Annotated in this window: 15 protein-coding genes; 13 read left to right on the top strand and 2 right to left on the bottom strand. The window is 62.0% G+C overall.

From position 1 onward, the window contains the following. Nucleotides 1-194 precede the first annotated feature (194 nt). On the top strand, nucleotides 195-878 hold the full coding sequence (locus NSO95_RS15235) for a hypothetical protein (protein WP_257597188.1): 684 nt from the start codon (nucleotides 195-197) through the stop codon (nucleotides 876-878). 226 nt (nucleotides 879-1,104) lie between these two features. Here NSO95_RS15235 and NSO95_RS15230 read toward each other — a convergent pair whose 3' ends face one another. Both NSO95_RS15230 and NSO95_RS15225 read right to left on the bottom strand, forming a co-directional pair. Further along, nucleotides 1,105-1,443 (bottom strand): ArsR/SmtB family transcription factor, encoded by a 339-nt coding sequence (locus NSO95_RS15230; protein ID WP_257597187.1) that lies wholly within the window; start codon nucleotides 1,441-1,443, stop codon nucleotides 1,105-1,107. Next, on the bottom strand, nucleotides 1,440-2,099 hold the full coding sequence (locus NSO95_RS15225) for a peroxiredoxin (RefSeq protein ID WP_257597186.1): 660 nt from the start codon (nucleotides 2,097-2,099) through the stop codon (nucleotides 1,440-1,442). The genes NSO95_RS15230 and NSO95_RS15225 overlap by 4 nt, the downstream gene beginning before the upstream one ends. An 86-nt stretch (nucleotides 2,100-2,185) precedes the next feature. On the opposite strand from NSO95_RS15225, the gene NSO95_RS15220 reads away from it, so the two are divergent. The 12 genes from NSO95_RS15220 to NSO95_RS15165 all read left to right on the top strand — a co-directional run bounded on the left by NSO95_RS15220 (nucleotide 2,186) and on the right by NSO95_RS15165 (nucleotide 13,651). After that, nucleotides 2,186-3,115 (top strand): MBL fold metallo-hydrolase, encoded by a 930-nt coding sequence (locus NSO95_RS15220; RefSeq protein WP_257597185.1) that lies wholly within the window; start codon nucleotides 2,186-2,188, stop codon nucleotides 3,113-3,115. Further along, nucleotides 3,112-3,558: a YeeE/YedE family protein gene (locus NSO95_RS15215; RefSeq protein WP_257597184.1), complete on the top strand. Its 447-nt coding sequence runs from the start codon at nucleotides 3,112-3,114 to the stop codon at nucleotides 3,556-3,558. Before NSO95_RS15220 ends, NSO95_RS15215 begins: the two co-directional genes overlap by 4 nt. Then, entirely contained in the window at nucleotides 3,558-3,977 is a 420-nt protein-coding gene (locus NSO95_RS15210) for a DUF6691 family protein (protein ID WP_257597183.1), read from the top strand. The genes NSO95_RS15215 and NSO95_RS15210 overlap by 1 nt, the downstream gene beginning before the upstream one ends. Beyond that, complete coding sequence (locus tag NSO95_RS15205; protein WP_257597182.1) at nucleotides 3,974-4,387, top strand: protein tyrosine phosphatase family protein; 414 nt, start codon at nucleotides 3,974-3,976, stop codon at nucleotides 4,385-4,387. Before NSO95_RS15210 ends, NSO95_RS15205 begins: the two co-directional genes overlap by 4 nt. Before the next feature lie 25 nt (nucleotides 4,388-4,412). Next, on the top strand, nucleotides 4,413-5,651 hold the full coding sequence (locus NSO95_RS15200) for an NAD(P)/FAD-dependent oxidoreductase (RefSeq protein ID WP_257597181.1): 1,239 nt from the start codon (nucleotides 4,413-4,415) through the stop codon (nucleotides 5,649-5,651). Further along, nucleotides 5,648-7,468 (top strand): SulP family inorganic anion transporter, encoded by a 1,821-nt coding sequence (locus NSO95_RS15195; RefSeq protein ID WP_257597180.1) that lies wholly within the window; start codon nucleotides 5,648-5,650, stop codon nucleotides 7,466-7,468. The genes NSO95_RS15200 and NSO95_RS15195 overlap by 4 nt, the downstream gene beginning before the upstream one ends. A 215-nt stretch (nucleotides 7,469-7,683) precedes the next feature. Next, nucleotides 7,684-8,313 carry a peroxiredoxin gene (locus NSO95_RS15190; RefSeq protein WP_257597179.1) on the top strand — a complete coding sequence of 210 codons (630 nt, stop codon included), beginning with the start codon at nucleotides 7,684-7,686 and terminating at the stop codon, nucleotides 8,311-8,313. A 119-nt stretch (nucleotides 8,314-8,432) separates the two neighbouring features. Beyond that, a complete protein-coding gene (locus tag NSO95_RS15185) occupies nucleotides 8,433-9,878 on the top strand; it encodes a cytochrome ubiquinol oxidase subunit I (RefSeq protein WP_257597178.1) in 1,446 nt (481 codons plus the stop codon). Then, nucleotides 9,878-10,873, top strand: a complete 996-nt coding sequence (gene cydB, locus NSO95_RS15180; RefSeq protein WP_257597177.1) for a cytochrome d ubiquinol oxidase subunit II — start codon at nucleotides 9,878-9,880, stop codon at nucleotides 10,871-10,873. Before NSO95_RS15185 ends, cydB begins: the two co-directional genes overlap by 1 nt. Next, nucleotides 10,873-10,995 (top strand): DUF2474 domain-containing protein, encoded by a 123-nt coding sequence (locus tag NSO95_RS15175; RefSeq protein WP_257597176.1) that lies wholly within the window; start codon nucleotides 10,873-10,875, stop codon nucleotides 10,993-10,995. The genes cydB and NSO95_RS15175 overlap by 1 nt, the downstream gene beginning before the upstream one ends. A 492-nt stretch (nucleotides 10,996-11,487) precedes the next feature. After that, nucleotides 11,488-13,107 carry a phage tail sheath family protein gene (locus NSO95_RS15170; RefSeq protein ID WP_257597175.1) on the top strand — a complete coding sequence of 540 codons (1,620 nt, stop codon included), beginning with the start codon at nucleotides 11,488-11,490 and terminating at the stop codon, nucleotides 13,105-13,107. A 13-nt stretch (nucleotides 13,108-13,120) separates the two neighbouring features. Further along, entirely contained in the window at nucleotides 13,121-13,651 is a 531-nt protein-coding gene (locus NSO95_RS15165; protein ID WP_257597174.1) for a phage tail protein, read from the top strand. The last annotated feature ends 12 nt before the right edge of the window (nucleotides 13,652-13,663 follow it).

Raw genomic sequence — 13,663 nt, 5'->3', positions numbered from 1 at the left:
CACCGCATCGCGCTTGAACTCGTCGCTGAAATTAGCCTTACCCATCGTCGCCTCCTGTCCTCAAAATTAGGAAAGAAAGCGTCCACAAATCTAGGGGCTATTCACTATCGCTCAACCGAATAGTCACGGCAGCACAGATCCAAGGCTTTGAACTCAGCGGCAAGGGTGACCGCGCCGCGTTCACGGACGGAAACGTGATTGTCCCCTTCAATCTAAAGGAAGCAGTTAAGCGGTCGCAGCACGAGCCCACGCCCGAGGAATTGGCGAAGGAAGAGAAGGAACGAAAACGGCGGGAGCGGCGCTGGGCACGGAACGATTGGGATTACGTCCCGAGCTTTTCCTCATTTAGCCATTGGCCAGAATGGGATTACGCACCGACCGGCAAGGTATCGTTCGAGTTCGATCTCTATCTGCGATACTCGTCAGTTCTCCGCCGCTCCTTCAAGGATGCCAAAATCCAGCGCGTGGAAAACATGGCGAACGATATCGCCGTTGGTCTTGCCGTTCTGGCCGCTGCCAAGCGCGAAGATGACAGAAGGGCCGAAGAAGACCGCATCCGAGCGGAAGAAGAAGCACGTCGGCGCAACGAGGCTCGACGACTAGCCTATATCGAAGACCGACGCCTCAAGGTGCTCGAACTCGTATTCGAGCGGGTTGAGAGACGCGATCGCCTGCGCCGCCTTGCCACCCAACTAGCTGAGGAACTCAAAGCCACGTCCTCGCCGCGTTCCGGCGAGTTTCTTGCCTGGCTCAATGCAATCGTCGAGCGAGCCGAGCGCGCTTCAAGCGTCGAAGGATTCGAGGTCTTGTTCGAGGCTGAACACGTGTTTGGACCAGACGATGATAAGGGCTTTTACCCTTCGCGCTATGGCTGGTAACCAACATCAAGCGGCATGTGACGCGCCTGATAGCCAACCCCCACGATCTCAGGATGTCCGCTTGCATCCACTCAGAAGTGTGGGTCTGAGTGTGGGTCTGGCGAATCATGAAATCTCGTTATCGATCTGATATCAAATCGTTATTCGAGATATTGGTCGGACTCCGTCTCCGCCACCCCTCTTTGCCGGGCACGAGCACCCGAAGCAGGATGGCGGCCTTTTCGGTTCAACCCAGTCTGGCAAAATTGGCTACGCCGGGTGCGGGATGCCGGGACTGGCGCACCGAGGTCGCAGACAGCCCGCCAAGTTGCCCTGCTGCGCTTGCGACCTTAGCAAGCATGCTGTCGTCGATCCGGTAATAGACCAGCTTGGCGTCCTTGCGGGTTTTTACCAGCCCTGCATTTCGCAGCACCGCCAATTGCTGGGACAGGATCGGCTGGCCGATGCCGGAAGCCTCGTCGATCTCACCCACGTTGCGCTCGGCACCGGTCAGCGCCCGCATGATGCGCAGGCGCACAGGATGGGCGAGAGCCTTCAGCGCGTCCACCAGCTCGTCGTCGGTCATTTCCGCGTCCTCGGCCCGGCTTCCTGCATGAACCAGTCGGTCTGGCCTTTGGCAGCGAACACGGTGTCTAGGGAGGCATCCGGATGAGCGAGCAAGGGATCGCCCGCCTCCCAATTTGCCGGAGCCAGAACCTTCCGCTCGTCGACCGCCTGAAGCGCGTCGAGTAGCCGGAGCATCTCGGGCATCGATCTGCCGACATTGGCGGGATAGCATGTCATGGCGCGAATGATCCCCTTCGGGTCGATAAAGAATGTCGTGCGCACGGTCGCGCTGTCGTTATCCTGAGACGCGACCATCCCGAAGGCGCGACCGATCACGAGTGTGGGATCTTCCACAATCGGGAAACGCACTTCGATGTCAAAACGGTCGCGGATCAGCCTAAGCCAGGCAAAGTGCGAAAACAGGCTGTCGACCGAAAGAGCCATGAGGGCGCAGTCGCGTCTCTCGAATTCGTCCGCACAACCAGCGATGGCAACGAACTCGCTCGTGCAGACCGGTGTGAAGTCGGCGGGGTGCGAGAAAAGGATCAGCCATCGTCCGCGAAAATCGGACAGGCGGACATTGCCGGTTGTGCTGCGTGCCGTGAAATCCGGTGCCATATCTCCGATCCGCAGTCCTGCACAGGCTGGTTCACGCGCAGTCGAAGGTTCGATCATCTTGTCTATCATCGCGCATGCATAACACTTGACAAGCGAATGGCAATACATATAAACAATTTATGTAAATGATTGGAGACAGGACCATGATTCAGGACCGGAACCTCGCACTTGCTGCCCGGCAGATCGAACGCGCGCAGGTCAACAAATCGCTGCGCCCCTCGATTGCGGGCTTTTTCGACGAGGCGACGAACACCGTTTCATATGTGGTGCACGATCCCAAAGCGGGCGAGGCTGCAATCATCGATTCGGTTCTCGATTATGAGCCTGCCTCGGGTCGTACATCGAACGCCTCCGCCGACCGCATGATCGACTATCTCACTTCGAATAATCTGAAAGTGATGTGGCATATCGAGACGCATGCCCACGCGGACCATATCTCGGCCGCGCCCTATCTGCAGGAAAAGCTGGGCGGCAAGCTGGCCATCGGGCGCGAGATCACGCGCGTGCAGGACGTGTTCGGCAAGCTGTTCAACGCGGGCACCGAATTCGAGCGCAACGGGTCACAGTTCGACAAGCTGTTCGACGATGGCGAGACGTTCGGGATCGGCGGGCTGGAAGGTATCGCCCTTCACGTCCCCGGGCACACGCCTGCCGACATGGCCTTCATCATCGGCGACGCCGCCTTTGTGGGGGATACGATCTTCATGCCGGATTTCGGTACCGCCCGCGCCGACTTCCCGGGTGGCGATGCGCATCAACTTTTTCGTTCTATCCGCCGCCTGCTCTCGCTGCCAGACAAAACCCGGCTCTTCCTGTGCCACGACTACAAGGCACCGGGCCGCGACAGATATGCATGGGAGTCGACCGTCAAGCAGCAGCGCGAAGAGAATGTCCACGTGAAGGATGGCGTGAGCGAAGAGGACTTCGTCGAGATGCGAACCAACCGCGACAAGACACTCGCCATGCCCACGTTGATCATGCCCTCGGTGCAGGTCAATATTCGCGGAGGACGCTTGCCCGATCCCGAGGATAACGGCGTGAGCTACATCAAGATTCCGGTCAACGCGGTATGACTCTTTCCGGCTTCCCCGATGCCGCACCACTTTCCGGACTGATGGGCGGGGTGCTCATTGGCCTCGCCGCAGCGCTGATGCTGCTGGCGCTGGGACGGATCGCGGGAGTCTCCGGGCTCGCTGCCAAGGCGATCGGACTGGGCGGCAGCGGCATTGCACGCAGCGACGCCTGGATGTTCGTCATCGGACTTCCGTTCGGGGCACTTGTCGTAATGCTGGCATCGGGAGGCTTTCAGGCCAACTTCGCCAGTCCGCTCACATTGGCGATCGCCGGACTGCTGGTCGGAATTGGCACGCGGCTCGGTAGCGGATGCACCAGCGGTCACGGTGTCTGCGGTGTCAGCCGGTTGTCTGCCCGTTCGATCGTCGCGACGGCTACCTTTATGGTGACCGGTATTGCGACCGTAGCCGTCATGAATTCGTTCGGGCTGGAGGTGCTGTGATGCGCACCGGTATCGTATCGCTGGCATCCGGAACGCTGTTCGGCGCAGGTCTCGCGCTTGGCGGCATGACCGATCCGGCACGCGTGCGGGGCTTTCTCGACATTTTCGGAGACTGGGATCCGACGCTCGCCTTCGTCATGGGCGGCGCGGTGATCGTCATGGCTGCCGCCTGGCGCGTCGTCCCACGCATGGCGGTGCCGCTTGCGGCAGAGCAGTTCCACCTGCCATCGCGATCGGACCTGACGCCGCAGCTGATCGGCGGCGCTGCGCTCTTCGGAATCGGGTGGGGGATTGCCGGCTTGTGCCCTGGACCGGGCATCGCCGCGCTGGTCATCGAACCGGGGGCTGCCGCGATCTTCGTTCTTGCGATGCTTGCCGGCATGACCGGGGTGCGGTTTGTGGAAGGAGCCAAGTCGTGACAATCGCTATCGTGACCGAAAGTTTCGCGGTCTCTCCTCAAATCCGGCCCGGAGACATGCAGGAACTTGCTGGGGCCGGTTACCGCACGGTGATCTGCAACCGGCCAGACGGCGAGGAGCCTGGCCAACCCACGGTTGCGGCGATCCGAGAGGCTGCGGAAGCCGCAGGTCTGGCGTTTCATCACATTCCGGTAGCAGGTGGCGCGTTTCCGGAGCCGGCAATCAGGTCCTTCGCTGATGTTCGCGCGGCGGCAGATGGCAAGGTGCTGGCCTATTGCCGCACCGGTACCCGGTCCATCACCCTCGATGCATTGGCCAATGTCGAGAATCTCGGCATCGGTGAACGCATCGAGGCCGCGCAGCGCGCAGGCTACGATCTGTCCGCCCTGCGCGAACGGCTCGGCGAATAATCGAAAAACATCAGGAGAATTTGTGATGCCCCGGAAGCTTCGCCACGAAGTCGTCATTATTGGCGGCGGTTCGGCCGGGATCGCGACCGCATCCTCGATGCTGAAACGGCGCCCATCGCTTGACATCGCGATCGTTGAGCCGTGCGAAGACCACTATTACCAGCCGGGCTGGACAATGGTCGGTGGCGGGATATTCGATGCGCCGGTCACACGGCGACCGATGGCGAGCGTCATGCCCAAGAGCGCGACCTGGCTGCGCGAGGCCGCCGCGTCGTTCCAGCCCGAAAGCAACCAGATCACCCTGTCGGACGGCACGACCATCACCTACGCGATTTTGATCGTGGCCCCCGGCATCCGTCTGGCGTGGGAGAAGATCGAGGGGCTGGAGGACACACTCGGCAGGAACGGAGTTACGTCAAACTATCGGTACGATCTCGCGCCCTACACTTGGGATCTGGTGCGCAATCTCAAGTCAGGCCGGGCGATCTTCAGCCAGCCGCCCATGCCGATCAAATGCGCAGGCGCCCCGCAAAAGGCGATGTATCTGTCTTGCGACGCATGGAAGGAACGCGGCGTCCTTAGCGACATCGAAGTTCAGTTCCGCAATGCCGGGGGCGTATTGTTTGGCGTCAAGGAATACGTCCCGGCGCTGATGGAATATGTCGAGACATACGGCATCGACCTGAAGCTCAATCAGACGTTGATCGCAGTTGACGGTCCGGGCCGGAAAGCGGTGTTCAAGACCGAGGCCGGTGAGGAAACCGTCGAATTCGAACTGCTTCATGCGGTACCGCCGCAGGTAGCTCCCCGGTTCGTGGCCGACAGTCCGCTTGCCAGCGCCGACAGCGGCTTCGTCGACGTCGACAAGTTCACTCTCCAGCACGTCCGCTACCCGAATGTGTTCGGCGTCGGCGATGCCGGGTCGATGCCCAATGCCAAGACTGCGGCGGCTGCGCGCAAGCAGGCACCGATCGTCGCAGTCAATGCGCTCGCCGTGCTCGACGGCAAAGAACCCTGGGCCGACTACGATGGCTACGGTTCTTGCCCGCTGACGGTCGAGCGCGGGAAAATCGTTCTCGCCGAATTCGGCTATGACGGGAAGCTGCTGCCCAGTTTCCCCAAATGGGTGATCGACGGCACACGACCTCGCAGGCTGAGCTGGCTCCTGAAATCGGAAGCGCTGCCATGGATTTACTGGAACGGCATGCTCAAGGGGCATGAGTGGCTGGTCAAGCCGAAGGCCCGGAAGGCGGCAAAAGAGTGAGCGACAGCGTCTCTGACGCGGCCGGCGAACCCCCCGGCTTGCTGCGGCAGCACAAGCCCGGGCTAGCCTCGCAATATCTTCCGATCCTCGAATGGGGGCGCACCTACAACGGTTCGGTCCTGACCAGCGATCTGGTCGCAGCGGTCATTGTGACCATCATGCTGATCCCGCAGAGCCTCGCCTATGCGTTGCTGGCAGGCTTGCCGCCGGTGGTCGGGCTCTATGCCTCGATCCTGCCGCTGGTGGCTTACGCCATTTTCGGCACCAGCCGGACGCTTGCGGTCGGGCCCGTTGCCGTCGTTTCGCTGATGACTGCAAGTGCCGCTGGCGCCGTGGCCGCTCAAGGCACCGCGCTCTATATCGAGGCCGCGATCACACTCGCGGCACTGTCCGGCGTGATGCTGGCGGTGCTCGGATTCCTGCGGCTGGGCTTCCTGGCAAACCTGCTGTCCCACCCGGTGATCAGCGGCTTCATTACCGCGAGCGGCATCCTGATCGCGACCAGCCAGCTCAAACACATTTTCGGTGTTTCAGCTGGCGGTGATACCTGGCCCCAGATGCTGGGCGGGCTGGCCTCGGCTATCGATGCGGTCAGCCTTCCGACCCTCGCCATCGGCATTCCCGCAACCCTGTTCCTGTTCTGGGTCCGCAAGGGCCTGAAGCCCGCGCTGGTGAAGCTTGGCCTCAGCCCCCGCGCGGCGGACATCTCGGCCAAGGCAGGGCCCGTGGTGGCCGTCGTTTGCACGATCCTGGCTGTCATTGCCTTCGATCTCGCACAGCGCGGCGTCAATGTTGTGGGCGCGATCCCGCAGGGCCTGCCGCCCTTCGCGCTGCCGTCCACCGATCCTGGTCTCATCGGACAGTTGTGGGTGCCGGCCTTGCTGATCTCGATCATCGGCTTCGTCGAAAGCGTTTCGGTGGCGCAGACTCTCGCGGCCAAGCGCCGCCAGCGGATCGCGCCCAACCAGGAACTGATCGGCCTCGGCGCGTCGAACATCGCCAGCGCCTTTTCCGGCGGATACCCGGTTACCGGCGGTTTCGCCCGCTCGGTCGTCAATTTCGATGCCGGGGCCGAGACACCCGCAGCCGGTGCCTACACTGCTGTGGGCATATTGCTTGCCGGTCTGTTTCTCACCCCGCTGCTGTTCAACCTGCCTATCGCGACGCTGGCTGCCACGATCATCGTGGCGGTCCTCAGCCTGGTCGACCTCAAAACTCCAGGCAAGCTGTGGCGCTATTCGAAGCCGGATTTTGCCGCACATATGGCGACCGTCGGCACTACCCTCCTGGCGGGAGTCGAGCTGGGGGTGATCGCAGGCGTCGGCGTCGGCCTGTTGCTTTTCCTCTGGCGCGCCAGCCGCCCGCACGCAGCCATCGTCGGCCGGGTGCCGGAGACCGAGCATTTCCGCAATGTCCTGCGCCATCAGGTGATCACCGTACCGCACGTCCTTTCAATCCGGATCGACGAAAGCCTGACCTACCTCAACGCCCGCTGGCTGGAGGAATACGTGCTCGAACGCGTCGCCGAGAGACCCGCGCTGCGCCATGTGATACTGTTGTGCAGCGCGGTAAACGAGATCGACGCGTCGGGTCTCGAAAGCCTCGAGGCGATCAATCATCGGCTGATCGACGGAGGTATCAGGATGCACCTGTCGGAGGTCAAAGGTCCGGTCATGGACCGGCTCCAGCGCACCCACTTTCTCGATGAGCTTAACGGCCGGGTCTACCTTTCGCAGGACCTCGCTTTCAGCGAGGCGGTGGAAGACGACGGCAAGGGGAGGTACCAGATTGCCGACCTGGCCCGCGGGATGATCTGATGGCTGAGATTGCCGACAAGGACGAAAGCCGGCAGCCGCCTTCAATGTCAGTTTCCGAAACTTCGTAACCGATGGCGGCTGAAATCCCCAAACTCAGCCCCTTCTGGCCGAATGCTTCGGAAATCAGATATACGATATATATAATCGCTTAAATGAATTGGATCGGAAGTGGGGATGCTGCTAGGCCATCGGCATCAACCAGCAAGGAAATCCCCATGAGCCTGCACATCGGCGATTACGCCCCCGATTTCACTACCGACAGCACCGTCGGCCCACTGAGCTTTCACGACTGGGCCGGCGATAGCTGGGTGTTCTTCTTTAGCCACCCGGCCGATTTCACCCCGGTCTGCACCACCGAAATGGGTGCCACGGCCAAGCTGGCAGGCGAGTTCGCCAAGCGCAACGTCAAGCCTCTCGGGCTGTCGACCGACACTGCCGATGAACACCGGGCGTGGATCGCCGATGTCAATGCGACCCAGGGCGTCGACCTGCAGTTCCCGATCGTCGATGATGCCGATATGGCGATCGCCCGTCTCTACGACATGATCCACCCGGGGCAGAGCGAGACCACGGCGGTGCGCTCGGTTTTCATCATCGACCCGACGAAGAAAATCCGCCTGATCATGATCTACCCGATGAGCGTGGGCCGCAACTTCGACGAGATCATTCGGGTCATCGACAGCTTGCAACTGGCTGACCGGGCCGGTGTGGTTACCCCCGCCAACTGGCAGCCAGGCGGCGATGTGATCATTCCGCCCAGCGTCAACGACGACGAGGCGCGCGTCAAATTCCCGCAGGGTTTCACCACCGTGCTGCCTTATCTGCGCACCACCAAAGTCGCGTGATTCCAGCTGCCGCGCCTGCCATTGTCCGTGGCGGGTGCGGCAATATCCTGCCAATATGTGCAACAACAGTTCAAGGCTTTGCACGCGCCTTCCAGCCCGTCGGGGAGTAAGCGAAGATCATGCCGGAGTTCCTCGACGCCATCTTGCTCGCACGCATCCAGTTCGCCTTCACGGTGAGCTTTCACTTCATTTTTCCGGCATTCTCGATCGGGCTTGCGAGCTATCTCGCGGTGCTGGAAGGGCTGTGGCTCAAGACCCGCAAGCAGCTCTATCTCGACCTGTTCAAATACTGGCTCAAGATATTCGCGATCGCGTTTGCCATGGGCGTGGTGAGCGGAATCGTGATGTCCTACCAGTTCGGCACCAACTGGTCGGTGTTTTCGGACAAGGCGGGGCCGGTGATCGGCCCGCTGATGGCTTACGAGGTGCTGACCGCATTCTTCCTCGAAGCAGGCTTTCTCGGGGTCATGCTGTTCGGGATGAACAAGGTCGGCAAGAAGCTGCACTTTGCCGCCACGCTTATGGTCGCGCTGGGCACATTCGTTTCGGCGTTCTGGATCCTGTCGGTGAACAGCTGGATGCAGACGCCGGTCGGCTATGAGATGGGTGCGAATGGCCAGTTCCTGCCCGGCCCCAGCTGGTGGGATATCGTGTTCAATCCCAGTTTCCCCTACCGCCTGGTCCATACGGTGATCGCGGCCTATCTCACCACCGCCTTCGTGGTCGGCGGGGTCGGGGCATGGCACTTGCTGAAAGACCGGACCAACGCCCACGCCCGCAAGATGTTCTCGATGGCGATGTGGATGGCGGCGATCGTCACGCCGATCCAGATCTTCGCGGGCGACTTGCACGGTCTCAACACGCTCGAGCATCAGCCGCAGAAGGTGATGGCGATGGAGGGGCATTTCGATAGCCATCCTGACGGCGCTCCGCTGATCCTGTTCGGCATTCCGAACAGCGAGGAGAAGCGGGTGGACTATGCCATCGCCATTCCCAAGGCTTCCTCGCTGATCCTCAAGCACGACCTGGACGCCCCGCTGGCCGGGCTGGATACGATCCCCGACGACGAGGAACCGCCGGTCGGGATCGTCTTCTGGTCGTTCCGCGTCATGGTGGGGATCGGCTTCGCCATGCTGGGGATCGGCATGTGGAGCCTGTTTGCCCGTGTCCGCAAGAGGCTCTACTACTGGCCCATGCTCCATCGCGCGGCGCTGGTAATGGCACCCAGCGGGTTCGTTGCAGTGATCGCCGGCTGGATCACCACCGAAGTTGGCCGCCAACCCTATGTGATCTACAACCTGCTGCGCACGGCGGATGCGGCGAGTCCGCTCGATGCCCCTGCGGTCGCTGCTTCCCTGCTGGCATTCGTAGTCGTTTACTTCGCGGTCTTCGGTGCGGGCGTGTGGTACATCCTGCACCTGATGCACAAGCCGCCGCATACTGGCGAACTCGGCGTCAAGCGCGGGGACAAGGGGCCGATCCGCACGGCAGGCATCACGCCGGGGCCGACGCAGAACCCGGGCGATGCCGACACGCTCCCCACCTCGCGGCAGGAGGCCGAGTAATGGACCTTACCGTCATCTGGGCGTTCATCATCGCCTTTGCGGTCTTTGCCTATGTGGTGATGGACGGGTTCGATCTCGGCATCGGGATCCTGTTCCCGACCTTCGAGGTCGGGCCGGACCGCGACCGCGCGATGAACTCGATTGCGCCGGTGTGGGATGGCAACGAGACCTGGCTGGTGCTGGGCGGCGGCGGGCTCCTTGCCGCGTTCCCGCTGGCCTATGCGGTCATCCTGCCTGCGACCTATCCGCTGATCATCGCCATGCTGCTCGGCCTCGTCTTCCGCGGGGTTGCCTTCGAATACCGGTGGAGAGACCCGGACCACCGGCAGTTCTGGGATGCGGCCTTCACCGGCGGCAGTATCGTCGCGGCGATGGCGCAGGGCATGACGCTCGGGGCACTGCTCCAGGGTATCGAAGTGGTCGATCGCTCCTACGCCGGGAGCTGGTTCGACTGGCTGACGCCCTATACCCTGCTGACCGGCCTCGGCACCGTGGCGGGATACGCGCTCCTCGGCGCGACCTGGCTGGTGTGGAAGCTCGACGGGGAAGGCCAGCGCCACGCGCGCGCGCTCGGCAGGAAGGCAGCCTGGGCGACGCTGGCCCTGATGGGCGGGGTCAGCCTCTACAACATGTTCCTCAACGCCGAATATGCCGAGCGCTGGCTCTCCGCGCCGGAGATCTATCTTGCCGCGCCGGTGCCGATCCTGACCGGGCTGGTGGCGCTTGCGCTGCTGCGCTCGCTGGCGGTCGAGCGGCACAGCAAGCCGTTCTGGCTCACCCTTGCGCTGTTCTTTCTCGGTATGGCGGGCCTCGGCTTCACCATGTGGCCCTACGTTGTGCCGCCCGGCCTGACGATCTGGGATGCCGCCGCGCCGGAACGAAGCCAGCTTTTCATGCTGGTCGGAGTTGCCATCACCATGCCGCTCATCATCGCCTACACCGCCTGGGCCTATTGGGTGTTCCGCGGCAAGGTCGGCGACGAGGGCTACCACTGATGGGCGAGGCGGAAGAGCGCCCGCTATGGCAGCGCCTCGGCTGGATGGCCGCCATCTGGCTTGCCAGCGTCACGGTGCTGGGGGCCGTAGCCTATGTCATCAGGCTCTGGCTGAAAGCCTGACGGACGTTGCGCTCCTCGGGATCGCCCTCCGACGAACCGCCGGGACGATCATCCACCGATCTCCGTTCGAGTCGAGTGCATATTGGATGTTTGAAACTAGTTGATCGATGGTTAACCGTCGAATCAGGCGGTTATTGCCGCTTTCTCTAGTATGCTTGCTACCGACAATGTCACATCCTATGCACCGAGTCATTATCGCCAATAGAGTGAGTCGAGACTCTCGACCATTAAATCAACCGGGGAGTTTCTAAGAGCGTCGGGAATGTACAAGATTTCCCCAGAGCGCCACATTACAGTCATACCAATAATAACAACTTCCTTCGTGTCGTGCGCAAGATTCGTTCTCGAGCCAAGCGGCCTGCCGTGCCTTTGCATGCGGGATCTGCCGATTGCTCCCGACGAAACAATGCCCGGCTGCGGCCCGACCCTGGTCTCGGAGTCGGTCCGCTGCCGGTCGGTAGAGCTGATGCAGTTCGAGATGGAGGCAAGGTTATGGCAATCAGTCCCACATATCCCGGCGTGTACGTTCAGGAGATCGATTCCGGTGTCCGAACGGTTGCCGGCGTCCCGACGTCGATCGCCGCGTTCGTTGGCGTAGCGACGCGCGGGCCGGTCAACCAGCCGGTCACCTGTTTCAATTTCGGTGATTATACTCGGCGCTTCGGCGGCCTGTCGACCGCCAGCACGATGAGCTATTGCATCGACGATTTCTTCGCCAATGGCGGCGGCCAGTGCGAAGTCGTTCGGGTGTTCAAGGCGCTAGCAGCCGGCGACGGGACCAACGATGCTGACGGCTATGCCAAGCTGACGCTGGTCTCGCTGAAGCTGCGTGCGACCAGCCCCGGTGCCTGGGGCAACCGGCTGAAAGGCCGGATCGACCATCCGGAAGAAACCGATGATATTGCAGCAACCGCCGCCGCAGCGAAGTACGGCGTGGCAAAGACCGATCTGTTCACCCTGACGGTGATCGACGAGGCGACCGGCGCACGCGAAGTGCATACCAATCTCGTTGCCAAGGATCTCGACACCGAGCGCCGGTTCGACCGCGTGCTGGCGGCATCGTCGCAACTGGTCGAGTTCGAGCCCAAAAGCGACGGCACACCGACATTCGTCAATGGGCGACCTTCGAAGACGAGTGTAACTGGCGGCGTCCCGGACCTGATCGCCGCAGCCAAGGGCAACGACGGGCAGACGGTCGACAACGTCGCGCTGGCAGGAGACCTCGCTACCAAGACCGGAATGCAGGCGCTGCGCAAGACGGACATCTTCAATCTGCTCTGCGTGCCGCCGGTCGACCGCACCGGCGAGATCGACAAGACCACTCGGGAGAAAGCCGCAGCGCTGTGCCGCGAGCGGCGCGCGCTATTCGTCGTCGACCCGCTCAAAGCTTGGGATGCCAATCCCGATACCGCGGCGGCGACAACCAAGTCGGGGATGCTGGCGGGCGACGTCATGGCGCTGGCCAATGCCGATCACGCAGCGCTCTATTTCCCCCGCCTGCGCAAGCGCGATCCATTGCGCGGCGGGCAGATCGACACCTTCCCGCCGTGCGGCGCAGTCGCGGGGGTCATGGCCCGCACCGACACGCAGCGCGGTGTGTTCAAGGCCCCGGCCGGACTGGGGGCGACGATTGCCGGGGTCGAAGCGCTGTCCGTCAAGCTCACCGACGACGAGAACGGCCTGCTCAATCCGGTCGCCGCCAACTGCCTGCGCAGCTTCCCCAATATCGGCCGCACGGTGTGGGGTGCGCGCACGCTCAAGGGCTCGGACCAGCTCTCCGACGATTACAAATACGTCTCGGTTCGCAGGCTCGCCCTGTTCATCGAAGAGAGCCTGTTCCGCGGCACGCAGTGGGTCGTGTTCGAAGGCAATGACGAGCCGTTATGGGCGCAGATACGTCTGTCGGTCGGCTCGTTCATGCAGCGCCTGTTCCTGCAGGGGGCGTTTCAGGGGACCAGCCCCAAGGATGCCTACTTCGTGAAGTGCGATGCCAGCACCACGAGGCAGGACGACATCAATCGCGGTATCGTGAACATCGTCGTCGGCTTCGCACCTTTGCAGCCGGCCGAGTTCGTCGTGATCTCGATCCAGCAAATCCGCAACGCCGCTTGAGGGGGAGGAAGCCATGCCGCAATTCACCACCAACGCCAATCGCTTCGATCCCTACAAGACCTACAAGTTCAGGCTCAGGCTCGAAGACGGGACTTACGTCGCCGGACTCAGCAAGATGGGCGGGCTCAAGCGCACGACCGAAGTCGTCAAGCATCGCGAAGGCGGGGATCCGTCGACCTCGCGCAAGTCACCGGGCCAGACCGAATACGACGCGATCACGCTGGAACGCGGGGTCACGCACGACAAGCAGTTCGAAATCTGGGCCAACAAGGTGTGGAACTTCGAGGGCGGCCTGGGGTCGGAAGTTTCACTCAAGGACTTCCGCCAGAACCTGTTGCTGGAGATTTACAACGAGGCGGGGCAACTTGCGCTCGCCTACAAAATCTTCCGCTGCTGGCCGTCGGAGTTCCAGGCCTTCCCCGATCTCGACGCCTCGGCCAGCGCCATCGCGATCCAGACGCTCAAGCTGGAAAACGAAGGTTGGGTGCGTGACTACGATGTCGCCGAACCGGAAGAGCCCAGTTACGAAGTCCCCGCCGCCTGATGGCTTTGGCGG

Origin of the sequence: Parerythrobacter lacustris, from assembly GCF_024626475.1 — a bacterium.
Lineage (GTDB): Bacteria > Pseudomonadota > Alphaproteobacteria > Sphingomonadales > Sphingomonadaceae > Parerythrobacter_A > Parerythrobacter_A lacustris.
The sequence above is the reverse complement of the archived record's forward strand: the minus strand, read 5'-3'. Positions and strand labels throughout refer to the sequence as shown.

Excerpts from the sequence above, each read along its gene's own strand:
- NSO95_RS15230 (WP_257597187.1), bottom strand. The coding sequence starts at position 1,443 with ATGACCGACGACGAGCTGGTGGACGCGCTGAAGGCTCTCGCCCATCCT.
- NSO95_RS15225 (WP_257597186.1), bottom strand. The coding sequence starts at position 2,099 with ATGATCGAACCTTCGACTGCGCGTGAACCAGCCTGTGCAGGACTGCGG.
- NSO95_RS15220 (WP_257597185.1), top strand. The coding sequence starts at position 2,186 with ATGATTCAGGACCGGAACCTCGCACTTGCTGCCCGGCAGATCGAACGC.
- NSO95_RS15215 (WP_257597184.1), top strand. The coding sequence starts at position 3,112 with ATGACTCTTTCCGGCTTCCCCGATGCCGCACCACTTTCCGGACTGATG.
- NSO95_RS15210 (WP_257597183.1), top strand. The coding sequence starts at position 3,558 with ATGCGCACCGGTATCGTATCGCTGGCATCCGGAACGCTGTTCGGCGCA.
- NSO95_RS15200 (WP_257597181.1), top strand. The coding sequence starts at position 4,413 with ATGCCCCGGAAGCTTCGCCACGAAGTCGTCATTATTGGCGGCGGTTCG.
- NSO95_RS15190 (WP_257597179.1), top strand. The coding sequence starts at position 7,684 with ATGAGCCTGCACATCGGCGATTACGCCCCCGATTTCACTACCGACAGC.
- NSO95_RS15185 (WP_257597178.1), top strand. The coding sequence starts at position 8,433 with ATGCCGGAGTTCCTCGACGCCATCTTGCTCGCACGCATCCAGTTCGCC.
- cydB (WP_257597177.1), top strand. The coding sequence starts at position 9,878 with ATGGACCTTACCGTCATCTGGGCGTTCATCATCGCCTTTGCGGTCTTT.
- NSO95_RS15175 (WP_257597176.1), top strand. The coding sequence starts at position 10,873 with ATGGGCGAGGCGGAAGAGCGCCCGCTATGGCAGCGCCTCGGCTGGATG.
- NSO95_RS15170 (WP_257597175.1), top strand. The coding sequence starts at position 11,488 with ATGGCAATCAGTCCCACATATCCCGGCGTGTACGTTCAGGAGATCGAT.
- NSO95_RS15165 (WP_257597174.1), top strand. The coding sequence starts at position 13,121 with ATGCCGCAATTCACCACCAACGCCAATCGCTTCGATCCCTACAAGACC.